Source organism: Bradyrhizobium cedriense (assembly GCF_054602315.1).
In genome coordinates this window covers 986,056-1,011,109 of record NZ_JBTSWB010000002.1, presented here as the reverse complement: position 1 = coordinate 1,011,109, position 25,054 = coordinate 986,056, and the positions used below count along the sequence as shown (strand labels likewise).

Genomic DNA, 25,054 nt, shown 5'->3' with positions numbered 1-25,054 from the left:
CCCGGACTGCATCTTCCAGACGTCAATGCGCGTCGACCCGCAAACGTTCAACGGCGGTCATGCGCCTGCCGAATCACACGTCAGCTCGTGCCCGCACGATGGGCGTCAGCCGCGGGCCAGCATACTGGAAAACGCTGCTGATCGGTGCGACACATTGCAGGGGTGGCGGCCGCCAGTTGCAGACATCAAGTCTGCCACATTGGCGTCGCAGCTGATGGGAAGATCATGTGGGGATCCGTCATTTCGGAATGGGCGAGCCTGCTGCTGCGCTGGCTGCACGTGGTCGCGGCGATTGCCTGGATCGGCAGTTCCTTCTATTTCATCGCCCTCGATCTCAGCCTCAGGCCCAAGAGCAATCCAACGGGCGACCTGCCCGATGGCGTGCAGGGCGAAGCCTGGCAGGTCCATGGCGGCGGCTTCTACCGGATCATGAAATATCTGGTCGCGCCAAGCCAGATGCCGGACGAACTGACCTGGTTCAAATGGGAGGCCTACACCACCTGGCTGTCCGGCTTCGCGCTGATGATGGTGGTGTACTATCTCGAGGCCGATCTGTTCCTGGTCGACAAATCCATCCTCGACCTCACGCCGTTCCAGGCCGGGCTGTTCAGCTTCTGTAGTCTGGCGCTCGCATGGCTTCTCTATGAAGCCGCTTGCCGGACCGGGCTGGCGCAGCGCGAGCTGCCCTTTGCCATCGGCGGCTATCTATTTCTTGTCGCGCTGACCTACGCCTTCACCCATGTGCTGAGCGGCCGCGGCGCCTTCAACCAGATCGGTGCGATCATCGGCACCATCATGGTTGCCAACGTTTTCGCGCTGATCATCCCGAACCAGAAGAAGATCGTAGCCAGCCTGATCGCGGGCGAGGCGCCCGATCCGAAGCTCGGCAAGGCCAGCAAGGAGCGCTCGGTCCACAACAACTATCTGACGCTTCCCGTGGTCGTGCTGATGATCAGCAATCACTATCCCCTGCTCTACGCCACACGTTTCAACTGGATCATCGTCGGCATCATCCTGGCGCTTGGCCCCGTGATCCGCCACTTCTTCAATGAGCGACACGCGGGGCGCAGATCGCCATGGTGGGTGTGGGGCGTGGCGGGCATCGGCGTGATCGCAATCCTCATCCTCTCCGCCGCCGGTCCTCGCGAGGTGAAGGCGGTTACGCTGTCGATGCCGCCGACGCTCGCCAATGTCGAGGAGATCGTAACGTCCCGCTGCAGCATGTGCCACGCGGCCGAACCGGTCTGGGCCGGCATCGCGACCGCGCCGAAGGGCATATTGCTCGACGCGCCCGAGCACATCCATCGCAACATCCGCCTGATCGGCCGCGTCGCGGCCTGGTCCAATGCGATGCCGCCGGGCAATATCACCGAGATGACCAGCGAGGAGCGCGCGCTCATCGCTGCCTATATCGAGCAGGCGCATTGACGCCGGCCTGCCTCGACGGATCGTTTCGCGGAATGAAATTCCGCAACTCCCATGGAATTGAAAATGACTTGGCTGTCCATCGGGCGTAGAGAGGATCGAACGGCCGCCGTCGCGGCCAAAGTCAGTCTGCAATCGGGGAAAGCACAGTGGCCCTCAAGAACGTCATCGGTATCGACCACGCCGTCGTCATGGTGAAGGACCTCGACAAGGCCGCCGAGAATTACCGGCAGCTCGGCTTCACGGTCTCGCCGCGCGGCACCCACAGCGCGCATATGGGCACCGGCAACTACACCATCATGTTCGACCCCGACTACATGGAGCTGCTCGGCGTGCTCGCCGCGACCGAGCAGAACGCTCCGGCGCGCGCGTTCCTCGACAAGCAGGGAGAGGGCATCGAACGCATCGCCTTCACCGCGGTCGATTCCGCCGCCGGCGCCGAGGAGATTCGCGCGCGGGGCCTGACACCGATCGGCCCGACCGATTTCGAGCGGCCGGTGATGCTGCCAGACGGCACGGTCTCGGCGGCAAAATTCCGCACCTTCATGTGGCCGACCGCGGAAGCGCCCGGCGGCGTGCGCATCTTCGCGTGCCAGCACAAGACGCGCGAAACCGTGTGGATTCCTGAACTGATGCAGCACGCCAATGCGGCCAGGCGGATCAAGCAAACGCTGATCGCAACGCCCGAGCCCGCGCAGGAGGCCGCGCATCTCGGCCGCCTGATCGACCGCGAGCCAAAGATTGAGGCGGACGGCGCGGTCACGATGTTCTCCGGCGGCGATCGCGCCGACTTCGTCTATCTGACGCTGGACCAGCTCGGCAAACGCTATCCCGGCGTACCGCTGACCGGCCTCTCCGAGCGCGGAGGTGCGGGGCTGGTGCTCGTCAGCGGCGATCTGGCGGCGACGGAGAAGGCGCTGGGTTCAGCCGCTGTCCGCAGTGGCGCCGCGATCTGCGTGCCGCCGGCCAAGGCCAACGGCACCCTGCTCGCCTTCGTTGCCGGCTGATTTGAACCAATTCTTCAACGGGTGTTTACCCCGGCGGCCCTAGGATTCCCGGCAATCAAGTCGCCGGGAACACACCCATGTTTAAAGAGAGATCGCCGATCGCCTATGACGCGCCGGCCGAATTGAAGAAGTGGCCGTCGCTGAAGGGCGAGAGGCAGAAGGACCGAGGTCCGCCCTATCTCGTCTACAATGGCACGCTCGCCGAATGCGTTCGCAAGCTCATGGCCAAGCCGATCAAGGGCATCTCGCTCTACGACATCATGACGAGTCCGCAACCGGCCTTCGATCAGACCGTGTTGTCGCCCGGCGATGCCGCCGAGATCGCGATGCGCAAGGATTTCCCCAAGGACTAGGGCATGTACTCATAAATTCGGTTCTGCAAGCGGCTGGCCGAATGTCCGCTGCGCTCCGATAGCGACTGAGTTGCTGCGCGAAATGACGCGATGGACCGGGAGCTGCCATTCGCCATGTCAAAGAGGGACCCCGATCACCGCGGAATCCCCAGACCTGATTCATCTGACCGGTTGCGCCTCCGGGAGCTTCCACCGCCCGTCGAGAATCTCCTTGCGCGGCCGATACAGCCGCACAGTGTAGTTCCATCCTTTCATGATCGGGAGGCAGTTCGGCGTGTCTTTCCGGCAGCCGCCAAACTGAACCGTGAACGAGCCGTCGGCATTCGGCTTGGCGGTCAGATTGTTCAGGGAATAGGCGTTGAGACTGTTCTTTTCGAAGAAGCCTTTGGCGTTGTAGATGCTGATCGACCAGAAGCCGTCGACCGGCACGTCCTTGAGCGTCAGCTTGTGAACGGTCTTGCCGCCGTTGTCACTCGGATAGAAGCTTGGATACACCGCGGCGTAGGGCGGATTTCCGCCCCACCCCATCGCCGTCCCGATGAGATGCGCGACCGGGTCGACCTCGCTCCTGGTGCCGAACATGACGCTGGTGTCGCTGCCGCGCAACGGCGCCAGTGCACTCAAGGCGTTGCGTACCTTGGCCCGAGACTGCGGATCCCAGTTCGGCACCTCGAATTTTCCGACGCTCGCCTGCTCGACCTTGATTGAATCCTGAACCGCGTTGGCGACCTTCATGTCGGCGGCGTCTTCGGGATTGGCGAGCGTTCGAACGAGCAGGAACACATAGCGAGTACCAATCTTGTCCTTGGTGTAGGTGAAGCGACCCGGCCCATCGACGACTTCGGTCGTGTAGTGATCCTGGGAAATGACCTGCATCGACATGAAGCGCTTGCCCGCGTCGGGCAGGGTGATGGTGACCGGAGCCGCTTCAAGGTCAAAGATACCGGACGAATAAAGCGTGTCGCGATTCATCCGCACGACGTCCTGCTTGTCGATCGTCGCCATCGTCCGGCTGTGATTCAATTTTCCAAATGCCCGCGTTTTGAAATAGTAGTCGGTTTCGGCACGGACAAAATTCCCGACAGTGACTGTCACAGGACTACTACCGTTCGGCGTTCCCTGGGCCGCAGTCGGCGTTGAGGTCAACGCCAGCACCGCATAGAGCGCTACAGTGAAGAGGGCGGCTACGGATGCCCGATTCCACTCCGCTGTTCGAGTTTGCGTCATGTGAGCCTCCAATGACTCGGTCAAGCAGTCTCACTTGACGGGCGCCTTGGGAGCGCCAAGCTCCAGATCAACCTGCTCCTCGAAAGCGTGTTTCTTGTGGGCGATGAAGCGCCGGTACCCCTCAGGGTCAATCCATGCGTTCACGCCTTCTATCAGCGCCCGCTTTCGCTTGCCTTCGAAGTCGTAGTATTCGTTGTGCTGCGCCAGCCAGATGTCGGGCTTCAGCATCTCGAGAAAATGATGAGTGCGGCGATAGTCCGCGTTGATGCCCGGGTATATCGCATTCTTCGCCAGCCGGTAGCCAGGGTTGAACCCGGCTCCGTCGGGGAACGCAACGACATAAGGTTTCCCGTCAACGACAATGTTCAGGACCCAGGTGGTCGCACCCTTTGTGTGGCCCGGCGTGTGATAGGCAGTGAGCAAGAGATCGCCAAGTCTGACCGTGTCGCCGTCGCGCAGGACGCGGTCGACCTCGACCCCTTGGTAGGTGAAATCGTCAGCGTACTTGAAGTCGCCCCGGCCGCCGTTCTCGATCAACGGGACGTCATCCTTCATGATCGCCACCTGCGCGCCGGACAGTTTCTTGAAGAAAGCGAAGGCGCCCGCGTGGTCGACATGCGCGTGGCCGTTGATCATGATCTTGATGTCTTCGGATTTGAACCCGAGTTTGCGAATGGATTCCGCGATCATCGGCCCGGATGGGGGCATGCCGGTGTTCATCAGGATGTGCCCTTCCGGGGTCGTGAGCAGGAAGGCGCCAAGTCCCTTGGTGCCGACGAAATAGATGGGACCGACAATCCTGACCGGCTCCTCGGGCTCGTCCCACTTGAGATATTTGCGCGCGAGCGCCAGGAACAGGTTGTTGTCGTTCGCGAGCTGCTCCTTGGTCGGAACGTCCTTGGTCAATGTCTGGGAGTGGGTTTCGGTTGTGAGTGCGAGCACAGACGCTGTCGCTATCGACATGCAGATCAGTCGAACGGTGTCGTGCATGTTTCGTCTCCCCATGATGGTCTCGTTCCAGGGCCTCCGCTAAGATCGGACATAGGAGCTGAGCCCCGCAAGGCGTCGGCAGCGTGGACAACGAGCGGGGTGGCTGCCAGGATGACGACGGACCGGCTGATCCACCGGGCGGAAAGATACCCGCCCCGCGCGAGCTGAACAACGCAATTGTACGCCGATCGCGGCCATGATGCCAATTGGATCAGAGCCGTCGCCGCCAAGACGTGTGCATGGGTCAACATCCCGCCAAGAAGTAGTCGCAAGGAGCCTGATCGGCTTCAGTCAGTACCTGTACCGTGAGCGCAATTTCGTTGAACGGTTCTTCAATAAGACCAAACAATGTCCTCGGGTCGCAATCCGCTGCGACAAGCACGCCGCCAACTACTTGGCCTTGATCCAGCTAGATTCGATCCAGGCTATGGCCTCGCGTTAGAATGAGTCCACGGACTAGTTCGAGGCACGCTTAGCAGCCGTCTTGCCTTTCTGCTCGGAGGAGGTGTCGGTCGGCGGTTCGAGGAAGACGACGGGCGTACCGCGCTTGACGTTCTCGCCGATCGCACGCGCGTCCCAATTGGTCAGCCTGACGCAGCCGTGAGATGCCGACTTGCTGACTTTGTCGGGCTCTGCCGTTCCGTGGATGCCATAACCCTGCGCCGACAGGCCGATCCAATATGCGCCCACGGGATTGTTCGGACCCGGCTTGATGTTGAAGGGACGTTTGGATCTGACGCTCTTGAACTTGTAGTCGGGATTGTAGCGATAGGTCGGATTCTCGTGTGTGCTCGTCACCTTGAGCGTGCCGTTCGGCGTCGGACGATCCGGACTGCCGACTGACGCCGGATAGAACGCCAGCAGAGCGCCACTCGCGTCGAACGCTTTCAGTGTCCCGTTCTTCTTGTCGACCTCGAGCCGGGCCATGCGCGGCAGCTCTCGTCGTGCCGGAACGTTTGCAACGACGATCGTCTCTCCCACCTTGTCGAAGGCCTTGCCCGGGTTGAGCGCCCTGAGCAGATCCGCGCTCATGTGGAATTTCTCGGCAAGCCCTTCGAGAGGGCTGGTGTAGCTCAGCGCCTTCAGCGATTTCATGTCATCGAGTTTACTCGGCAAATCCTTCAGAAACGGGCCGCTCACGTCAGCGTCGGCGATCTTGTAGTCGGCGACGATGGGGCCCTCGCTCGCCGCTGTCAGCTTGTCCCAGAGCTCCGGCGCTATCGCCTTGTCGGATGCGATGCCATTCTGCTCCGAGAATGCCTTGAGCGCCTTCTGCGCGTTCTCGCCGAGCTTGCCGTCAATCTCGCCGGGCGAGAATTGCGCACGATCGAGCAGGACCTGAAGCTTCACCACCGCTGGATTGAGCTTGTCAGCGGCCGGCGGTTTCGCAGGACGCGCAGCGTCATTCACCGCAGCCGGATCGAGATTGCCGGCGAGCGCCGGACCGATGAGCCACAGCGAAAATACCGCGCCAAATATCGATCGCATCGTCATCGCGCATCCCACTCGCAAGCGGCCCACAACACCGCGGAGAGTTTCCCTTCGGGAACACCGTATTAACACCGAAGGAACCGGCGAGATCGCAGCTTTGCCGCAATCGGAAGGTTAAGAACTCCTTGTCGCCGGCGCATCGCTGGCCGTTCATCCCACAGTTTGAGGTTGCCCCAGCAAATGCGATTTGTCGTCGCGGCTTGCGCCGCGTTTCTGCTTCTGATGTGCGACCTCGATCCATCGGCGTCCCGGCGAACATCACCCTTCGACACCGCCGTTCTTCAGAACAATCATGCCTCGCCACTTGTTCCAGTGGTCGAACTCTTCCTTGCCAGCGTGCAGGCCATCGATGTCGCCAACGCCCGCGCGGCACATGAGGAAACAATCGAACCGCCGCGCGCGACCGAACCTGTTGCACCTGCGCCGGTTTCACCGACCGACCAATTCTGTCATGCGCTTCGCGCGGCCGCCGAGGCCAGCGGCATTCCAGTGCCGTTCTTCGCGCGCCTGATCTGGCAGGAAAGCCGCTTCAAGTCCGATGAGGTCAGCCACGCCGGCGCGCAAGGCGTTGCGCAATTCATGCCGGGAACGGCGGCCGAGGTCGGGCTCGACGATCCCTTCGATCCCATGAAGGCGCTACCGGCATCGGCAAAATTCCTGCGCAAGCTTCGTGACGATTTCGGCAATCTCGGCCTTGCTGCCGCCGCCTACAACGCAGGTCCCGGCCGCATCCAGAAATGGCTGGCGAAAGAGAGCGAGCTGCCGCGCGAGACGCGCGACTATGTCCGCATCATCACCGGCACCAAGGCGGAAGACTGGGTCGAACGATCGGAGGCTCTCGCGATCAGGATCGACCTGCCGCGCGAAGCGCCGTGTGAAGGCATCGGCAGCCTGTCGAAGACGAAGGACGTCGCCTGGGTGCCGGTGAACCTGACGCCTTCGGTCACGACCATCATTCGCAAGGCCGAACAGCTTGCCGCACGCCTGACGGCAAACCGCGCACGCAAGCGATCTGCAAACTCGTTGCAGAGGAACGCTTCGGCTCACGGCAAGGCACGCAACGCGATTGCAGCTCGTGCGGCTGGAAAGAGCGCGAAGGCCCGCGCCGTTCGCTTCGCATCGCGCGAGCGGCCTTCGGGTTAGAGCGTTCGGAGCCGCCGCGTCGAGCGGCTCCGATACGCGCTACGCTGGTCGATCTCTTCGATGACACGCCGTTGTGGTTCACTCCCTCGTATCGGCTCAAGCGTTGGCTACCGACCTGTGCTAAGACGCCAAGTACCAGTTTTCCCGATACCAGCGCGACGACGCGCCGGCACGGAACCCGCGATGCCACGTAACAGTGCCGGAATTCTGCTCTATAGGATGCGGCCCGATATCGAGGTCCTGCTCGTTCATCCCGGCGGACCGTTCTGGCGCAACAAGGACCTTGGCGCCTGGTCGATCCCGAAGGGCGAATATCCGGACGGGCAAGATGCCGAAGCCGAAGCGCGACGCGAATTCGCCGAGGAGCTTGGCCTGGAGTTGACGGGACCGCTGACCGCGCTGGGTGATGTCAAGCAGCGCGGCGGCAAGACCGTCACCGCCTTTGCCATCGAGCTCGACATCGACACGCGCAACATCCGGAGCAATACGTTCGAGCTCGAATGGCCGCCGCGCAGCGGCCAGCGGCAAAGCTTTCCCGAGATCGATCGTGCTGAATTCTTCGCGCTGGACGAGGCGGCCCGGAAGATCAACGACGGCCAGCGCCCGCTGCTGGAGCGGCTGGCGCGGCTGATCGAGGGCCGCAGCGGCTAGCCGCGACGACGGCTGTGCCTCGCGTGCTATTCCGCCTTGATGTTCGCGGCCGCGACGACCTCGGCGAGCTCCCTGGTCTCCTTGGCGATCTTGGCGGCATAGTCGGCCGGGCTGAGCACGCTCACGACACCCTGCGAGCCGAGCCTCTCTTCGGCCGCCGGCTCCTTGGCGGCAGCGACGATCTCGCGGTGCAGGGTCTCCAGGATCGGCGCGGGTGTCGCCTTGGGCATGAAGAAGCCGACCCAGAACGAGATGTCGAAGCCGGGATAGCCGGCCTCCGCGACGGTCGGCACATCGGGCAGCGCCGGCAATCGTTCGGCCGACGACACCGCGAGCGCGCGCAGCTTGCCGGCCTTCACCAGCGGCACTGCGGAGAGCGGATCGAACACCGCGAGCACCTCCTGCGCGAGGATGCCGACCTCGGCGGCCGAACCGCCGCGGTACGGCACGTGGATCATCTTGATGCCGGCCTTCTGGCTGAGCAGCTCCATGGCGAGATGGGCGAGGTTGCCGTTGCCGCCGGAGCCGTAAGCGAGCGCGCCGGGAGCGGCCTTCGCCGCAGCGACGAGATCGGCCACCGTCTTGATGTTGGCCGTCTTGGGATTCTCGGGATTGACCACGAGCACGAGCGGCGCCGAGACGACGGTGGTGAGCGGCGCGAAGTCCTTCTCCGGATCGTAGCGGATCTCCCTGAACAGCGTCTTGTTCAGCGTGATCGTGGACGAATTGCAGGCGAGCATCGTGTAGCCGTCCGCGTCCGCACGTGCGACACCTTCGGCGGCGATCATGCCGTTGGCGCCGGCGCGGTTCTCCACCACGAAGGGCTGCCCGAGCTTGTTGCTCAAGCGATCGCCGATGATGCGGGCGACGACGTCGACCGGCCCTCCGGCGCTGAAGCCGACCATGACCTTGACCGGGCGCACCGGATATTTCTGCGCCAGCGCCTGCGTCGACAGCGCAGAGGCGCACAATCCCGCGATGACTGCCAGCAGGCGGGCCATTCTTTGCATTCGTTCTCTCCCAGACCTCTCAGCGCCGCTTGTGCATGTTTGTTGGTGCGACACATTCGAAGATCATGAATAGCGGCCACGCCGGATTTCGCAATCGCGTTTGGACGCCGGCATTCCGCCGCACGGCACGTGCGCGCCGCTTCCTGACAAAAAATGCGAAACAACCCCATGCACAGTAGACGGCCCCAGTCGGAACAAGCACTTGCGGCAGGACATACGATTTTTCGGATCCTGCGAAGCGACCTTTGACTCGTCGGGCAAAACACTGGCAGAATGGCATCATCGCGCCATCCGCCGGTATCCACGTCGCCCCGCTCGTGGGCGCCGCGAGGCGGATCCCCGTAAGCACCTCATCGACATCCGAGAATTGCAATTCCGCGCAACGAGCGCGCGACCGGTCTCGCGCCCGGCGAGCCCTCGCGCCTACGCCAACCAGGGACACACCCATATGACGACAGCCCCACTCAGCAACAGCCTAGCGCCCGCCGCAGCCCACGACCGCAACGGGCAGAGCCCGCGGATCAAGCTCACCCGGCGACGCATCGTGATCCAGCATCCCGACGCGCGGGCCGGCGAGCGCCTGCTGGCCGACGCGCTCGGAGCCGTCGACCTCGACGCGCTGCACGGCCTCCTCAAGCAATTGATGAAGGCCAGCATGATCTGCCAGAAGCCCGACGAAGCCAATCTCGCCTTCATGATCTCGATGATGAAGAGCATCGCGCCGAGGGATTCCATCGAAGCCATGCTGGTGGCGCAGATGGTGTCCGTTCACGCGGCCACAATGCGCTCCGCCTTTCGTCTCGCCCTGACCGAGAATCTTCAGCAGCAGGAGGGCATCACCCGTGCATTGACCCGGCTGGCCCGAACCTTCGCAGCCCAGATGGAGGCCCTCAGCCACCACCGCAGCAGCGGCGAGCGGCCGATTACCGTCCAGAACGTGTCGGTGCAGGACGGCGGCAGCGCGATCGTCGGCAACGTGACACAGCATGCCAATGTGATCATGCCCGAGCCGGGCGCGGCGGACGCGCCGCTGGAGGTGCGGACGGCCATGAGGCCTGATGAGGGCGAACGGGCGGCAACGCAGTGTGGCCAGTCGTGAGTCACCATGCTCGAAGCACTGGCCCGATGTGGGCTAGCCCGCGTTGCGGCGCCCGCACCCGCGGCGGTCACGCCTGCCAGGCCCCGGCAATGCGCGGCAAGACGCGCTGTCGCATGCACGGCGGCGGACGAGGCTGCGGTGCGCCGAAGGGAAACTTCAATGCGCGCAAGCATGGAAGGTTCGCGCAGGACAGCATCGCCGAGCGACGGCAGGTCCAGGACCTGCTGGACGAGGCCTGGAAGCTTCTCCGTGAAATGAAGTAAGTTGCCGTTTGCGCCCACGCTGAGACATGCAGATGATCCTGTCGCGCAGGACAGTCAGATGCGACGAGGGCGGCGAGCAGATCCTGCACGACCGACCACGGGGAGAAAGAGCTTGCGGGCCTAGCCTCGCGGGCCAGCGGCGCCGCCAAGATACAGCTTCCACGCCTTCTCGAAGTAGAGCTTCCGCTCCCTCGGCGTTGCGAGCGGCTTGTAGCCGAACATCGCCAGCGTGGTCGGGCCGACGATGATGCTGTTGATGAGAAAGTCGGTCAGGAAATTGACATCGCCCGGAACGATGTGCCGATCGGCCTGGGCCTTCATCACCGAGGTTCGCAGCAGAGACATGATGGCATCCGGCTCCGGCTCGGCACGACTGCCGGCGGCAACCAGGCTTTCGCTGGCGGCGATCCTCTTGAAGGCAACCAGTTCCGGATCGAGATTGATGTCGAGGAGGAGGCTCGTCAGTTCCTTGAGCTGCGCGAGGCTGTCCTGGCTCGATTGCCTGACCTGAAGGTCGCCGAGACGCGCCATGATGCGCCGGCGGCTTCGCTCGAGGACTGCATCGAAGATTGCGCGCTTCGACGGATAGCGCCGGTAGATGGTGTCCTTGCCGGCGCCGCATTCCGAGACGACTCGCTCCATGGATGTCGCGGCATAGCCATCCCGCGCGAACAGATCCGCGGCCACCGCCAGGATCCGGTCCTCGATCGCCTGAGCCTCCGCCTTGGTCGGTCGCCCGCCACGGCTTTCGCCGATGCGCCTCTTCGTGCGCTTGGCGGTCTTGACTGCCTGCTTCATGCCTTCCCCTGCGCGATCCGGAATCGCTCTTCTGGACTTTTAATAGTTCTAAATACTCGAAAAAGCCAACTTCATAACTGGACACTATCGTCCCGTTTTGTTTTAACCCCGTCCGCCGGATTTGGGTGGGGGTTTGACGATGGGAATGACCGGGGGATCGCAGCGGGTTCTGCGAGGTGCGGCGCTTCTGCTTGGCTCGACTGCTTTTCTTGCACTGGATGGGCCGACGTTTGCGCAGAACTCCGCGCTGCCGCCGGTGACGGTGGACGCACCGCAGGCGCAGCGGTCGGCCGCCAACGTGGCATCGCAGCGCCAGCAGGGCGCGACGCGGCGCGGCAACCGGTCGAGGACGAACTCCGACGCACCAGCGACGGCCACTCCCGCCGCGGCGGCATCGGCGACGGCACGGCAGGACACGCGCGACCAGATGGCTGCGACCAACCAGTCGACGGCGACGAAGACGTCCACGCCCGTGCTGGAAACGCCGCAATCCGTCACCACGGTGACGCGCCGGCAGATCGACGCGCAGAACCCGCAGACCGTCGGCAACGCCCTGCAATACACGGCAGGTGTCCTCTCCGAACGCGACGCGACCACCCGCTATGACAGCGTGTTCCTGCGCGGCATCGGCGGCTTCGGCACCTCCACCAATTTCGTCGGCTTCCTCGACGGATTGAAGCTGCCGCGCGGCCAGGCTTTCGCGGTGACGTCGATCGACGCGTTCCTGCTCGACCGCATCGAGGTCATCAAGGGACCCTCGGCCGTCCTGTACGGACAGATCAGCCCTGGCGGTCTCGTCAATCTGGTCAGCCGCCAGCCGAGCGACATTCCCTACAACGAAGCACGTATCGAAGGCGGCAGCCACGGCCGCGTCCAGGGCGGCATCACCAGCCAGGGCGCATTGGATGCCGCGCATAAATGGCTCTACAGCATCAGCGCGATCGGCCGGATGTCCGGCACGCGTTACGACGGCGTGGACGAGCAGCGTTTCGGCGTCGCGCCGGCGATCACGTGGCGGCCTGACGCCGACACCCGGCTCACTGTCTCGGGCTTCTACCAGCGCGACCCGAAGGGCGGCTATTTCAACTCGCTCTATCCGCAATCGCTGGCGCCGGCAGCGTATCGGCCGTATCTCAATCGCAATCTGAACATCGGCGATCCCGGCTTCGACCGTTTCGAGCGCGAGCAATCGGGCGTCGGATACGTGTTCGACCGCCGCCTGAATGACGTCGTCAGCTTCCACTCGGCCCTGCGCTACTCCAAGGTCGATACCGACTTCCAGTCGCTGCAAATGTTCGGCCCGCTCACCGCAGCCGGCACGATCCCCCGCGCGGCGATCCGGTCCACCGAAAGCGCCGACGGCATCGCCGCCGACAACCGCCTGCGCTTCGACTTCCGGACATCGGCTGTCGAACACACCGTGCTCGCCGGCTGGGACCAGCAGAATACGCACAGCTCGTGGCTCTACCAATTCGGCGGCGCGACCTCGCTGGATGTCGTCAATCCCGCCTATTATCAACCGGTGGGAACGCTGTTCCCGTTCATCAACAACGACCAGTCGCTGACGCAGACCGGCATCTATGTCCAGGACCAGATGAAGTTCGGCGGCTTCCGCCTGACGCTGGGAACCCGGCACGACTGGACCGAGCAGAACAACGACAACCGGATCTCGCTGGCTAAGACGTCGCAGGAGAGCGACAAGCAGACCTATCGCGCCGGCCTGCTCTATCTGTTCGACAGCGGGCTCGCGCCCTATGTCAGCTATTCGACATCGTTCGAGCCGACCATCGGCGTCGGCAGCAACGGCCTGCCCTTCGTGCCCACGACCGGCGAGCAGTACGAAGGCGGGCTGAAGTACAAGCCGGCCTTTGCCGACATGCTGTTCACGGCCGCCGTATTCGATCTGCGCCAGCAGAATACGTTGACGCCGTCCGCGGTGCCGGGCTTCAGCGTGCAGCAGGGCGAGATCCGCTCACGCGGTATCGAACTGGAGGCGCGGGGCAAGCTGACCGAGAACATCGAGATCGTCGCGGCCTCGACCTTCCTCGACACCAAGGTGACGAAATCGACCGATCTCACGGCGATCGGCAAGCGCCCGCAAGCCGTGCCGACACATTTCGAATCGCTGTGGGCCAACTACAGCTTCCTGACCGGCGGCCTCGCAGGCCTCACCGTCGGCGGAGGTGTCCGCTCAGTCGGTCCCTCCTATGGCGACGACATCAACAGCCTGGTGTCGCCGGGATACGTCGTCGTCGACGCCGCGGTGCGCTACGACCTCGTCAACCTCGTGCGCGCCTGGAAGGGCGCGGAGCTCACGCTCAACGTCACCAACCTGTTCGACAAGAGCTACTATACAAGCTGCAGCTCCAATTTTTACTGCCAGTTCGGAAACGGCCGGCTCGTGCTGGCGGGCCTGCGCTACAGGTGGTGATCTGATGTCATTGTCCAAGATGTTGGCGGGGGCATGAGAGCACGACGGCTGCGGTGGTGGTCGCGGATTCACAAATGGAGCAGCCTGATCTGCACGGTCGTCGCGCTGCTCCTGTGTCTCACCGGCCTCCCGCTCATCTTCCGTGAGGAGCTGGGGCCCACCCCTGCGCTCGAACAGGTCGACGAGCCCAACACTCGCGCCTCCGTCGACGTCATGATCGCTCAGGCGCTGGCCGAGCGCCCGGGCGAGATCGTCCCCTACCTGTTCTACGATCGCGAAAAGCCGATCGTGAAGATCCCGACGGCCGCCGAGATGACGTCCGCGCCCGACAGCTTCTTCTACAAGGTCTTCGATATCAGGACCGGCAAGGCCCTCGCGGTCGATCAACCCAATGAGGGCTTCATCTACGTCATGCTGCGACTTCATGCCGATTTGTTCGCCGGCATCAAAGGCACGCTTTTCCTCGGCGGCATGGGACTGCTTCTGCTCGTCGCGATCGTCTCCGGCATGGTGCTGTACGGTCCGTTCGCCCGCGACCTCAGGTTCGGCGAGGTGCGCAGGCAGCACAGCAACCGGCTGCGCTGGCTCGACCTGCACAATCTGCTCGGCATCATCACGCTGGCCTGGTTCGGCATCGTTTCGCTGACCGGCGTGATCAATACGCTGGCGGCGCCGATCGAGCTGATGTGGCAGTCGAACCAGCTGATGGAGATGGCGGCGCAAAGTCAGGGCAAGCCGCGAGGCAATGACAGGGCTCCGGTCGACCTCGTCCTCGCCAGGGTGCACGCGGCGGTTCCGGGAATGACTGTGACGACGCTTGCCTTTCCAGGCAGCCCTTTCGCCACGCCCGGACACTACGCGGCGTTCCTGACTGGCGATACGCCGCTGACGAGCCGCATCCTCAAGCCGGCCATCATCGATGCCGCGAGCGGCGAGGTCGTCGCGGTGCGCGACATGCCGTGGTACGCAACAGCGCTGTTTGTCTCGCAGCCGCTGCATTTCGGCGATTATGGCGGGCTGCCGCTGAAAATCATCTGGGCGGTGCTCGATATCGTCACGATCGTCGTCCTGGTCAGCGGCCTCTATCTCTGGCTCGCAAGATGGCGGACACGGCCGACGGCCGCAGCCGACATGCGAGCAGCCTCGACGGGGTTCGCCCGATGACGTCGAAGCCGACGCCTTGGATGATTCCGGCGTTGCTGGCGCTGGTGACGCTGTTCGGTCTGCTGGCTGCCCTGATCGGGGAAGGCGGCATCTGGTGGCCGCTCTCGTGGGCGACGCTGACTGTTCCCTGCGTCTGCAGCGTCTATTATCTCGTTCGAGGACTGATGCCGCGTCAGAAGCCCTGAGATCAGGTCCGATCGTCCCTGCGCGAGCGGTACACCTCTCGCCATTGGCAGCCTCCTCTCAATCGTGTAACCCGGCTAAAAGCTTGCCGGGACGAAACGCTGATGACGACGGCTGCCACGAAAGAGGCGGGGGATGGCACCCGCGCGCTGATCTTCGCGCTCGTGGCGCTCGCCTGCGGGCACATGCTCTCGACCTTGCTGCGCACGATTCCGGCGGTCAGCCTCGACCTGATGGCGGCGGATTTCCATATCGAGCCGCAGGCGCTGGCGAGCCTCACGTCGATCTATCCTTTCGCCTTTGCGGCGGCGCAGATCCCGGTCGGGGCGGCGATGGACCGGTTTGGCGTGCGGCCGGTGTCGCTCGCTCTGCTGGCGGGAACCGTGTTCGGCGCGGTCGCGTCGGGATTCGCGACCGGGCCGGAGAGCTTCGCGGTCGGGCAGCTGCTGCTGGGCGTTGCCACCTCGGGCATGCTGATGTGCCCGATGACGCTGGCGGCGAAGCAATTGTCGGCGGCGCGGTTCGGGCTGTGGTCGGGCGCGATCCTTTCGATCGGCAATATCGGCATGTTGCTGTCGTCGAGCCCGCTGGCCTTCGTGGTCGACACTTACGGCTGGCGCGCCGGATTCTGGATGTCCGCGATCGGCGGGATCGCGGTGGCGCTCGCGGTGTTCGTGCTGGTGCCGCATCAGCCGGCCGAGCACAAGGACGAGTCCTCGCCGCTGGCGCAGATGATCGAGGTGCTCCGGCTCGGTCTCTCGCGGCCCTTGCGCGGCCTGATCGCGCTGGCGCTGGTGTCGCTGGCGACCTCGCTGGTGCTGCGCGGCCTGTGGGGCGGACCATGGCTGATGGACGTCAAGGGACTCTCGCGGGTCGAGGCCGGCAACCAGCTCGGCGCGTTCACGCTGGCGATGATCATAGGCCCCCTGTGCATCGGCATGATCGACCGCCGGCTCGGCCGACGCCGCGCGCTGGTGGCGGGAACGCATATGATCGGGGCGGTGCTGCTGGCGCTGATGGCGTTGGGCGCGCCGCATTACGCCGTCTCCGCGCTGTTCGGCCTGCCGGTGATGCCGCCGCAATACGATCTCGTGCTATTCGTGCTCATCGGCCTGGCCACCTCGGCCCAGCCGCTGCTGTTCGGCATGTCCAGGCAGCTGGTCGATGCGCAGGTCGCGGGCAAGGCGCTCGCGGCCGTCAACCTCGCCTTCTTCCTCGGCGCCGCGCTGATGCAGTCGGTCACCGGCGCGGTGGCGGCGCTCGCGGGATTGCCGGCGGTGCTGCTGTTCATGGCTGCCATGCTGGCTCTCGGCGTGCTGATCTTCTTGGCTTACACCTCGCCAAGCCCATAGGATGACGCGCTCCGCTCGCCAAAGGAATCATTCATGCCCGTCGACACCAAAGCCGCCACCGACCGCCTCATGCGCTTCCTCGCCGTCGAGGGCGTGACGGGACAGGAGGCGGCGATCGGGCGTGAGCTCGCGGCCGCGCTGAAGGAGGCCGGTGTGCCGGCGAAGGCGATCCGGCTCGACGATGCCAACAGCCGCATTCCCGTGCCGACGCAGACCGGCAACCTCATCGTCGACCTGCCCGGCCGCGGCGCGCTGCACAACCAGCCTCGCATCATGTTCATGACCCACATGGACACCGTGCCGCTCTGCGCCGGCGCCAAGCCGAAGAAATCCGGCCGCAAGATCGTCAACGAGGCGAAGACCGCGCTCGGCGGCGACAACCGCTGCGGCTGCGGCGTGCTGGTGACGCTGGCCGCCGAACTCGCCAGGCAGAAGCTCGATCATCCGCCGATCACGCTGTTGTTCTGCGTGCGCGAGGAGAGCGGGCTCTACGGCGCGCGCTACGTCAAGCTCGACGAGCTCGGCTCGCCGGTGATGGCCTTCAACTATGACGGCGGCTCCGCCTCCAACGTCGTGATCGGCGCGGTCGGCGCCGACCGCTGGAGCGTCGAGATCTTCGGCCGCGCCTCGCATGCCGGCGTCGCGCCGGAGCGCGGCATCTCCTCGACCATGATCATGGCGCTCGCGCTGGCGGACGTGAAGGCCGGCGGCTGGTTCGGCAAGGTGGTGAAGGGCAAGCAGCAAGGCACCAGCAATGTCGGCCCCGTCACCGGCGGCGAGGGCCGCCCGGCGGGCGATGCCACCAACGTCGTCACCGATTACGTGCATGTGCGCGGCGAAAGCCGCAGCCATGACGGAAAGTTCTTCAAGGAGATCACCAAGGCCTACAAGGCCGCGTTCGAGAAGGCGGCCAAGAAGGTCACCAACGCGCAAGGCAAGTCCGGCAAGGTCAAGTTCAAGGCCGAGACCGACTATTATCCGTTCCGGATGAAGGACAGCCAGCCCGTCATCAAGCGCGCGGTCGAGGCCGTGTCCGCCGTCGGCGGCACGCCGAACGTGCGCACGGCCAATGGCGGCCTCGACGCCAACTGGATGGTCCGCCACGGCATTCCGACCGTGACTTTCGGCGCCGGGCAGAACGAGGCGCACACGATCGACGAGTGGATCAATCTCGACGAATACGACCGCGCCTGCGCGCTGGCCGTGCAGCTCGCGACGATGCGGTGAGTTGCCCAGCCAAAACCCCACCGGCCTGCTACGCTTGATCTAAATCAAGCGTAGGGGCACGGACCCGTTGTCATGCTTCGCCACAGCATGAGTTCCCAGGCCACCTTCCGCAGTTGCCGGCGCGTGACAAGCGCCTTGATCCTGTCGCTGGCTTGCGCCTCCTGTGCGGGACGACCCTTGCAGGGCGTGCTCGTTCCGGTCGAGGCCGCGGAGAGCACGTCGCGTGTCCCGGTCCTTGTCGCGACGACGCGCGAACGTGCCGCCGCCGACACCGGCGACATGTTCAGCCGCGAGCGCGCGGCCGCGATGTCCTACGCGATGGTCTCGGTCTCGATTCCGCCTGACGAGGCCCGTGTGGTCGGTGCGATCCAGTGGCCGGTGGTGCCGCCCGGCGATCCGCGCCGCGAGTTCGTCACGGTGTCGGCCGACTACCTCGATAGGGCCGCCTTCAACACCACCGTCAACAGCATCGCGAGGACGACTCGCCGCAGCAAGGCGATGATCTTCATCCACGGCTTCAACAACCGCTTTGACGATGCGATCTATCGCTTCGCGCAGATTGTCCAGGACTCGAAGGCCCCGGTCATTCCGATCCTGTTCTCATGGCCCTCGCAAGGCCTGGTCGGACTGCGCGCCTATGAGCGCGACGGCGAGGTCGCCCGTGAATCCGCCGGATCGCTCGACGAGCTGATCGACCAGGTCGCGCTCAATCCCGCAATCCGCGAGGTCACCGTGCTCTGCCATTCCATGGGGTGCCTGATCACGCTGAATGCGCTCCAGGCCAGGGCACACCGGACCGGGAAGATCGGCGGCAAGATCAAGAACGTGGCGATGGTGGCCCCCGATGTCGCGTTCGCGGCGTTTCGCGAACAGATGCAGGGCATGGGGACGTCGCGACCGCGCTTCGCGCTGTTCCTGTCGCAGGATGACGGCGCGCTGAAACTATCGAAGTCGATCGCGGGCGGCCTCGCCCGCCTCGGCGACGTCAACGCGGAGGAAGAGCCTTACAAGGGCGAGCTGGCGCGGGCCAATGTTCTGGTGTTCGACATCACCCGCCTGCAGGGACGGGCACATTCGCGTGCATTCGAAGACGTGACCACCGTCATGGGCTTGATCCAGCGCAGGCTCGCCCAGGGTCAGCAGCTGGCCGAGGACACTTCGCGGCGACCGGCGGCGGAGCGATAGCTCGATGCGAGCTTGACGATGCGCTCCGCGATTTTGGAACGACCGCACTGCCGCGGCCCGACCGCTGGTCTAGCCTGCGCGACGATGCGGTGAGCTGCTCGCGCGAGACGCGCCGTCAATCGCCGAACCTGACGGGCACGGAGAGCAAAATGCTTCCTCCGGCAAAGTCGGCGGGCGGCGGCGGCAGCGGGCTTGCACGGCGGGCCAAGGCCACCGCCTCCTGATCGAGGATCGGATCACCCGACGAGCCGACGAGCCGCGCCGAGCCGACGTGCCCGGAACGGTCGATGGTGAAGGCAACGGTTGCGGTCCCGCGGCTGCCACCGGGCGGCAGGCGCTTGTGGCGGTTGAGCAGCGCCATCACCATGCTGCGCCAGTTCGCCGGCGAGACCGACGACGACGTGCCGGCCATCGGAGCGGCGTTGACCGATGCCCGCCGGGCATCCGCCGCCTGTGGCGCCGCCGTTGCCGGCGCATTCCGAGCGGCGCGGGTGTCGGGCCTGCTCTTTGCGGTCTTGGGACGCTCGGGCTTGCGCTGTTGCTTCGACGTCTGCTGCGCCGGATCGGACGGCGGCGGCTGGGCCAGCACGGCTTCAGTTTTCTTCTCCGGCAGCGGCGGCAATTCCACCTCGGTCTTCGTTTCCGGCTGGACGTCCGGCTGCGGTTCTTCGGGCTTGTCCTGCTGCTCGGCCGGCGTTGCGGCTTGCGACATCTCCATGGTCGGGCCCAGTGCGACGTCTTGCTGCGAGGTCTCGGGCGCTTCGGCCACCGGCGACATCTCGATCATGATCGCGGCGGGAAGCTCCACCGCGGCGGTCGCCGGAGCCAGCCAGCTCATCGCAGCATAGACGCCGCCGCCATAGAGCGCGAAGACGCAAAGACCGGCCAGCGACCAGCGCAGCGCGACGGTCGCGAAAGCCTCGTCGTCGTGATGATGGCTCGGACGCAGCGCCGCCCGTTGCTGGTCATCGTCGTCCTTCATCGCGGTGCGCCGTCCTGCGGACCGGTCCGCGCCGGCACGGGGCCGGTCGAGGTTTCGAGGCCGACTAGCGCAAGCTTGAGATAGCCGGCATCCCGCAGCAGGTTCATCACCTCCATCAGCTCGCCATAGTTGATCGCCTTGTCGGCGCGCACGAACACCCGCTCGTCGGCGTTGCCCCGGGTTCGGTCGTCAAGCGCCGCCTTCAGCGCATCGCGGCTGACGGGATCGTTGCCGAGCGTCAGGCTGGAATCGCCCTTGACGGTCAGAAACACGGGCTCGCCGGGACGCGGCTGCGGCTGGGCGTTGGATGCCGGAAGATCCACGGCGATATCCACGGTCGACAACGGTGCCGCCACCATGAAGATGATCAGCATCACCAGCATGACGTCGATGAACGGGGTGACGTTGATCTCGTGGTTGTCGGCGAGTTCGTCGTCCCTGCCATGGGCTCTGAGGCTTCCCGCCATCGTCCTACTCCGCGGCGAGCGGCACAGAGACCGCGATGGACGGCGTGCCGCGCATGTCGAGATCGCGGCTGACGAGACGCTCGATGCCGGCTGAGGCGTCCGCCAGCAGCCGGCGGTAGCCCGTGATCGCACGCGCGAACACGTTGTAGACGATCACGGCCGGAATCGCGGCGACAAGACCCAGCGCCGTCGCCAGCAGGGCTTCGGCGATACCGGGCGCAACGACTGCGAGGTTGGTGGTCTGCGACTGGCTGATGCCGATGAAGGCGTTCATGATGCCCCATACGGTGCCGAACAGGCCGACGAACGGCGCCGTCGCGCCGATCGTGGCCAGCAGCCCCGTGCCCGCGGTCATGCGCTGGCCGGCCTCCGCCTCGACGCGCGACAGGCGGGAGGTGACGCGCCCGTTGACGCCGCTGCTGCCGCGATGATCGAGCACTGGAGCGGACACCCGCACTTCGTCTGCCGCCTCGCGCAACAGGACGGCGGCCGCACCGTCGTCACCCGCAAGGGAGATCGACGCCTCGCGCAGCGTTCCGGCGGCAAGGATCTTCGCGATCCCCCCGCGCAACCGGCGGCGCGCCAGTGCGAGCTCGATGGCCTTGGCCAGCCACACGGTCCATGTCATCAGCGAGGCGAGCATCAGGCCGATCATCACACCTTTCACCACGACGTCGGCCGCCGTGAACATGCCCCAGGGCGACAGGTCACGCGGCAATCCCAGGGCCGCCCCAGGTGACGATGCCGGCTTCACCGGTATCGCTGCGGCCGAAGGCTCGCTCGTGATTGCGCTCGGTGCGAGCGGCTGCGTGCTCACCGTCGCAGGAGATGGCTCCGGCGTCTGGGCCGAGACAGGCGCCGTCGACGCGGCCAATGTCACCGCCAACACGAAAACCGTCAGCCGCGCTGCCGGCGCCCTTCCGCTCGAAGGCTTACCCTCAGGCTGCATCATCATTCCTTTCAGAAGCGGTAGCTCAGTCCGAGCCTGACCATGGGGATGTCAACCTTGCTGAGCAGTCTGCGACCCGTGACGGTGTTGCTGGTGACGGGATAACCGTAACCGTTCGCGATCATCACGCCGGCCCTGGCACTGGCGAACGAAAACTCGACCTCATCGAATCTCGCCAGCAGATACTCGCCCTTCAGCGACCATGCCCCGCCGAACGCAAACTCGGCGCCGCCGCCGATGGCAAAACCGGTGCGCGTGAGCGATGCGCTTTCCGTGAACGCGGCAACCGTCGTGTTGACGGGCGTGAAGAGCCCGGGAGAGGTCTTCGCGCCGACATATTGCGTGCGCTCCTCGTTCTGCCGCATGAAGGCGAGGCCGCCCGTCGCATAGATCATCAGCCGGTCACTGAAGCCGTAACCGAGGCGGCCACGCACGGTGGAGATCCAGGGAATGCTGCTCTTCTCCACCGCCTCGTACTGACGCAGCCGGAACAGATTGTCGTTCGACGCCCCGCTGGAGCCTTCGGCCGCGTAGGTCACTTGCGATCCGGAGATCTCGGACTTCGCGATATCGGCCTCAATGCCCAAGATCATGCGGTTGCCGAACTCGTAATTGTATCCGGCGTGAAGTCCGAAGGAGAGCGCATCGACGTTCAGGTTCGGCGTCTCGCGGCCGGGATAGCCCGCGGTCGAACCGTCCCAGGCGGTCATCTGCCCCCGGAATTTTGCGAAATCGTAGGTCGAGTTCACGCCCGCATAGAACCCGCCCCAGCCGGCAACGGCCGCAGACGGATTGAAGAGGCCGGCCAGCGACATCGGGGAGAGAGGCTCGTTGCCGCCGAACTTGCCGGTCATGCCGAGGCGCAGCGTGCGCCCCGGGCCAGGCTGCTGCACGAGGCTGAGCGGATCGACGTAATAATGATCCGTCAGATTCTCGACGGTGCCCCACAGCGTGATGTCCTTCGAAATCTTGTATTCGGTGAAGACGTCGAGCAGCCAATAGGGATTCCAGTCGATCGGCGCGATGATCGCCGCGGCGCCATACTGAATTGCGCCATGTCCGATGGAGCGAGGACCGTTATAGGTGACGCGCCCTCCCACCGTGAGATCGTCATTCAACAGCTTCTGCGAGACGGTGAGGTTTGCCGAATATTTCGGCGGAACCTGATTGGCCGCGTAATCACCCGACAGCGTCGAGTTCGAGCATGTCGCGGAGGTCGGGCAGAACTCGACGTTGAGGTAATAGTTCGCGGCCAATTCCGCCATGAAGCCGCGGTTCTCGTAACGCCCGGAAAATTCGAGACCCGAGAAGCGTGCGCGATCGATGTTGACCACCTGAAGGCCGGTATAGGTATAGCCATAGGTCGGATCCACGAACGACCTGCTGACGCGCGCGACGTAATTGCTGACGTCCCAATCGAAATATCCGAACTTCAGCATGACCTTGTCCCTCGGGGCGAACAGGCCATCCTTGATCAGATTGGTGCCGACCTCCCAGTTGCTCGAGCGTTCGGGACTCAGCGCCGTGTTGGGGATCAGGCTGTAGGCTGAGACCGATTCAAAGAGCGTCGGCATGCGCAAGGCGCTGGAGTAGTTGGTATAGAACTGCGCGCCCTTGACGGGCTCCAGGACGACGCCGGCGGACGGGCTGTAGCCGCCGTCCTCGCGTTCCGGCTGCGGATTGACCTGGGTGGCATTTGCGATCTTGCTCCGGTCATAGGACCAGTAGTGCGAATAGCGCAGACCCGTGTTGAGCGTGAGCCAGTCGACCGGCTTGTAGGCCACCTTGCCGTAACCACCGACCTCCTCCCGGCTGCCGTTGCGGGACGGAATATTCAGGTTCAATTGGTCGCTGAACGGAAGCGGCGACGTCGTCTCGTTGAGGTAGGACATGCCGTAGTCGAGCTCCAGCGCGCCGAAGCGATCGAGCGGCACGTAGGACCTGTTGCTGAGGTCGCCTCCCCACATCTTGCTGTCGTTGCCGGGAAGGTAGTCATAGGGAAGACCGTAGGTCTCGGGCGGCACGGCGCCGAGGCTGACCCGCGGCGGCGTGCGCAGAGTGAGACTGGTCATCCACAGATTGGCCTTGAGGTCGACCAGACCATTGTCGTCCGGCTTCCAGCGATAGCGCACGGTGCCGGTGTCGAGCTTGGTTGTATCCTCCTGCGCCTGTTGAACGGCCTGACTCCGTGGGCTCGCGAACAGCGATGCGACGACATCACCCGCCTGGCTGCGATAGCCGGTGTAGCCGAACTGCAGGCTGTGCCCGTCGTCCGAGCGGATGGTCGCCTTTGCGAGATATGATTCCGTCGCGAGCTGCGTGTTGAGTACCTGTTCACCCGCGCGATAGCTCGACAGGCCGCCGTTCTGGTACACATGGGCGTACGAGATCGGGCTCGGCGGGTAGTAGCAGGTGCCACTTGCGTAGCAGAGCGGTTGCGGGCCGGTATCGATCACCTGCGCGCCGGGACCGTTCTTGCCGGCGAAATAGTTGCCCTGCTTGCGGTAGGCGTAGCCCCAGAGCAGATCGTAATTCGCTTCCTTGACGGCGGCGACGGTGCTGAGCGATCCGCTGGTCGGATCAAACCAGCCCGGCCGATCCAGGCCCGAAGCCGAGGCTGTGGGCACAGGATAAGGCTGGGGATCGCTGAGATAAGGCTGGGGCCAGGTATAGCCGCCACGATCGCCGGGCCGCGGCGCGGTGGTGTTGGTGCCGAAGCCGCTCTTGACCCAGACTCCCCATGTCTCTCCTGGCTTCACCACGTCGCCTGCACTGAGCGTCCGCATCGCCACCGAGCCGGCAATGCCGCGCGAGCTGGCATCGGAGCCTTTGCGGATATCCACGCCTGCCAGCAGATCGGGATCGACGAAGGTGCGGTTGGAGATGCCTTGATACCCCTGGTAGACGGTCAAGCCGTTCTCTGCACCATCGACAGTCACCGCAACACGTCCCATACCCTGCATGCCGCGGATGTTGACGTCGATGCTGCCGCCGCCATTGCGCGCCTCGCCCGACATCACGCCGGGCGTGCCGCGGAAGATGTCGGCCGGGCTGGAGCCGCGGAAGCGCTCGATCGTCTCCTGCGAGATATGGCTCACCGGCGCTGGCGTCGAATACGGCGCGTCAACTGCGGATACGCGCCCGCCCGATACGTGGACGGTGTCGAGCTGGATCGCGCCGGCCGGGATCTCGGCAGCCGCCGCCGCGCCAGCGCGCTCGATCGCCACCGTGCTCGCATTGGTGAAACGATAGCTGAGGCCGGATCCCGCGAGCAATCGGCCAAGCGCGTCCGAAGGCGGCAGCGTGCCGTTCACACCGGGCGAATTGATGCCGCGCACGATGCCTGCATTGACGAACACCTGCATTCCAGTTGCAGTCGAGAATCGGACGAGGGCCTGCGATAGGGATTGCGGGGGAATGTCGAATGCGACGGAGGCCGTGGCCCGCACCGGCGCTGCATTCGTCTGCGCGCGTGCCGGCGTTTGAAGCGCAGGGATGGCGATCAGCGCCGTTGTCGCCATCAAGACGAATTTCACCGGATGACGCAGCGCTCCCGCCCGCGCGGTGTTTGCCCTCGATCCGTGTTCGCCGGTCCCGTTTGCCTGCATCGCCCTACCCAAATGTCCCGCGAACGGCGGGAGTACGGAGGGCTTGCTT

23 protein-coding genes and 1 pseudogene are annotated in these 25,054 nt (G+C 64.6%); 15 read left to right on the top strand and 9 right to left on the bottom strand.

From position 1 onward, the window contains the following. Positions 1–225: 225 nt before the first annotated feature. From ACYCVF_RS11015 to ACYCVF_RS11005, 3 genes are all read left to right on the top strand, one after another. On the top strand, positions 226–1,428 hold the full coding sequence (locus ACYCVF_RS11015; RefSeq protein ID WP_459602480.1) for a urate hydroxylase PuuD: 1,203 nt from the start codon (positions 226–228) through the stop codon (positions 1,426–1,428). A 146-nt stretch (positions 1,429–1,574) separates the two neighbouring features. Beyond that, positions 1,575–2,432: a VOC family protein gene (locus tag ACYCVF_RS11010; RefSeq protein WP_459602478.1), complete on the top strand. Its 858-nt coding sequence runs from the start codon at positions 1,575–1,577 to the stop codon at positions 2,430–2,432. A gap of 77 nt (positions 2,433–2,509) precedes the next feature. Then, entirely contained in the window at positions 2,510–2,785 is a 276-nt protein-coding gene (locus ACYCVF_RS11005; protein ID WP_459602476.1) for a hypothetical protein, read from the top strand. A 159-nt stretch (positions 2,786–2,944) separates the two neighbouring features. On the opposite strand, the gene ACYCVF_RS11000 is transcribed toward ACYCVF_RS11005, so the two are convergent. Together ACYCVF_RS11000 and bla are read right to left on the bottom strand one after the other, a co-directional pair. After that, on the bottom strand, positions 2,945–4,012 hold the full coding sequence (locus ACYCVF_RS11000; RefSeq protein WP_459602474.1) for a DUF1254 domain-containing protein: 1,068 nt from the start codon (positions 4,010–4,012) through the stop codon (positions 2,945–2,947). A 30-nt stretch (positions 4,013–4,042) separates the two neighbouring features. Further along, on the bottom strand, positions 4,043–5,002 hold the full coding sequence (gene bla, locus ACYCVF_RS10995) for a subclass B3 metallo-beta-lactamase (protein ID WP_459602472.1): 960 nt from the start codon (positions 5,000–5,002) through the stop codon (positions 4,043–4,045). A gap of 171 nt (positions 5,003–5,173) precedes the next feature. Here bla and ACYCVF_RS10990 point away from each other — a divergent pair. Beyond that, a pseudogene (locus ACYCVF_RS10990) lies at positions 5,174–5,444 on the top strand (IS5/IS1182 family transposase); the annotation flags it as partial. A gap of 14 nt (positions 5,445–5,458) precedes the next feature. Here the strand turns inward: ACYCVF_RS10990 and ACYCVF_RS10985 are convergent. Then, complete coding sequence (locus ACYCVF_RS10985; RefSeq protein ID WP_459602755.1) at positions 5,459–6,490, bottom strand: L,D-transpeptidase family protein; 1,032 nt, start codon at positions 6,488–6,490, stop codon at positions 5,459–5,461. A gap of 183 nt (positions 6,491–6,673) precedes the next feature. On the opposite strand from ACYCVF_RS10985, the gene ACYCVF_RS10980 reads away from it, so the two are divergent. Then, positions 6,674–7,636, top strand: coding sequence for a lytic transglycosylase domain-containing protein (locus ACYCVF_RS10980; protein WP_459602470.1), 963 nt, complete (start codon positions 6,674–6,676; stop codon positions 7,634–7,636). A gap of 183 nt (positions 7,637–7,819) precedes the next feature. Then, on the top strand, positions 7,820–8,287 hold the full coding sequence (locus ACYCVF_RS10975; protein ID WP_459602468.1) for an NUDIX domain-containing protein: 468 nt from the start codon (positions 7,820–7,822) through the stop codon (positions 8,285–8,287). A gap of 26 nt (positions 8,288–8,313) precedes the next feature. Here the strand turns inward: ACYCVF_RS10975 and ACYCVF_RS10970 are convergent, their stop codons facing one another. Beyond that, the gene (locus ACYCVF_RS10970; RefSeq protein ID WP_459602466.1) at positions 8,314–9,297 is read right to left on the bottom strand and encodes a Bug family tripartite tricarboxylate transporter substrate binding protein; all 984 of its coding nucleotides are present in this window, start codon (positions 9,295–9,297) and stop codon (positions 8,314–8,316) included. 448 nt (positions 9,298–9,745) lie between these two features. Between ACYCVF_RS10970 and ACYCVF_RS10965 the strand changes: the two genes are divergently transcribed. Continuing rightward, the gene (locus ACYCVF_RS10965) at positions 9,746–10,396 is read left to right on the top strand and encodes a hypothetical protein (protein ID WP_459602753.1); all 651 of its coding nucleotides are present in this window, start codon (positions 9,746–9,748) and stop codon (positions 10,394–10,396) included. Positions 10,397–10,422: 26 nt separating this feature from the next. Then, a complete protein-coding gene (locus ACYCVF_RS10960) occupies positions 10,423–10,659 on the top strand; it encodes an HGGxSTG domain-containing protein (protein ID WP_459602464.1) in 237 nt (78 codons plus the stop codon). 120 nt (positions 10,660–10,779) lie between these two features. On the opposite strand, the gene ACYCVF_RS10955 is transcribed toward ACYCVF_RS10960, so the two are convergent. After that, positions 10,780–11,457 (bottom strand): TetR/AcrR family transcriptional regulator, encoded by a 678-nt coding sequence (locus tag ACYCVF_RS10955; RefSeq protein ID WP_459602462.1) that lies wholly within the window; start codon positions 11,455–11,457, stop codon positions 10,780–10,782. Positions 11,458–11,602: 145 nt separating this feature from the next. Here ACYCVF_RS10955 and ACYCVF_RS10950 point away from each other — a divergent pair, with 145 nt between their 5' ends. From ACYCVF_RS10950 to ACYCVF_RS10925, 6 genes are all read left to right on the top strand, one after another. Beyond that, complete coding sequence (locus tag ACYCVF_RS10950; protein WP_459602460.1) at positions 11,603–13,888, top strand: TonB-dependent siderophore receptor; 2,286 nt, start codon at positions 11,603–11,605, stop codon at positions 13,886–13,888. Between the two features lie 33 nt (positions 13,889–13,921). Continuing rightward, complete coding sequence (locus tag ACYCVF_RS10945; protein ID WP_459602458.1) at positions 13,922–15,052, top strand: PepSY-associated TM helix domain-containing protein; 1,131 nt, start codon at positions 13,922–13,924, stop codon at positions 15,050–15,052. Further along, a complete protein-coding gene (locus ACYCVF_RS10940; RefSeq protein WP_459602456.1) occupies positions 15,049–15,237 on the top strand; it encodes a hypothetical protein in 189 nt (62 codons plus the stop codon). The genes ACYCVF_RS10945 and ACYCVF_RS10940 overlap by 4 nt, the downstream gene beginning before the upstream one ends. A 102-nt stretch (positions 15,238–15,339) precedes the next feature. After that, positions 15,340–16,587, top strand: a complete 1,248-nt coding sequence (locus tag ACYCVF_RS10935) for an MFS transporter (RefSeq protein ID WP_459602454.1) — start codon at positions 15,340–15,342, stop codon at positions 16,585–16,587. Positions 16,588–16,620: 33 nt separating this feature from the next. Then, positions 16,621–17,814 carry a M20/M25/M40 family metallo-hydrolase gene (locus ACYCVF_RS10930; RefSeq protein ID WP_459602452.1) on the top strand — a complete coding sequence of 398 codons (1,194 nt, stop codon included), beginning with the start codon at positions 16,621–16,623 and terminating at the stop codon, positions 17,812–17,814. 123 nt (positions 17,815–17,937) lie between these two features. Beyond that, positions 17,938–18,999 (top strand): alpha/beta hydrolase, encoded by a 1,062-nt coding sequence (locus ACYCVF_RS10925; RefSeq protein ID WP_459602450.1) that lies wholly within the window; start codon positions 17,938–17,940, stop codon positions 18,997–18,999. Positions 19,000–19,114: 115 nt separating this feature from the next. Here ACYCVF_RS10925 and ACYCVF_RS10920 read toward each other — a convergent pair whose 3' ends face one another. From ACYCVF_RS10920 to exbB, 3 genes are read right to left on the bottom strand one after another with little or no spacing between them, the layout of a single operon-like run. Further along, complete coding sequence (locus tag ACYCVF_RS10920; protein WP_459602448.1) at positions 19,115–19,981, bottom strand: TonB family protein; 867 nt, start codon at positions 19,979–19,981, stop codon at positions 19,115–19,117. Beyond that, complete coding sequence (gene exbD, locus ACYCVF_RS10915) at positions 19,978–20,448, bottom strand: TonB system transport protein ExbD (RefSeq protein WP_459602446.1); 471 nt, start codon at positions 20,446–20,448, stop codon at positions 19,978–19,980. The genes ACYCVF_RS10920 and exbD overlap by 4 nt, the downstream gene beginning before the upstream one ends. 4 nt (positions 20,449–20,452) lie before the next feature. Then, positions 20,453–21,139: a tonB-system energizer ExbB gene (exbB, locus tag ACYCVF_RS10910; protein ID WP_459602444.1), complete on the bottom strand. Its 687-nt coding sequence runs from the start codon at positions 21,137–21,139 to the stop codon at positions 20,453–20,455. Here exbB and ACYCVF_RS10905 point away from each other — a divergent pair. After that, a complete protein-coding gene (locus ACYCVF_RS10905) occupies positions 21,132–21,437 on the top strand; it encodes a hypothetical protein (protein WP_459602442.1) in 306 nt (101 codons plus the stop codon). The genes exbB and ACYCVF_RS10905 overlap by 8 nt on opposite strands. On the opposite strand, the gene ACYCVF_RS10900 is transcribed toward ACYCVF_RS10905, so the two are convergent. Further along, positions 21,409–24,933 (bottom strand): TonB-dependent receptor domain-containing protein, encoded by a 3,525-nt coding sequence (locus ACYCVF_RS10900; protein WP_459606556.1) that lies wholly within the window; start codon positions 24,931–24,933, stop codon positions 21,409–21,411. The genes ACYCVF_RS10905 and ACYCVF_RS10900 overlap by 29 nt on opposite strands. Positions 24,934–25,054 lie beyond the last annotated feature (121 nt).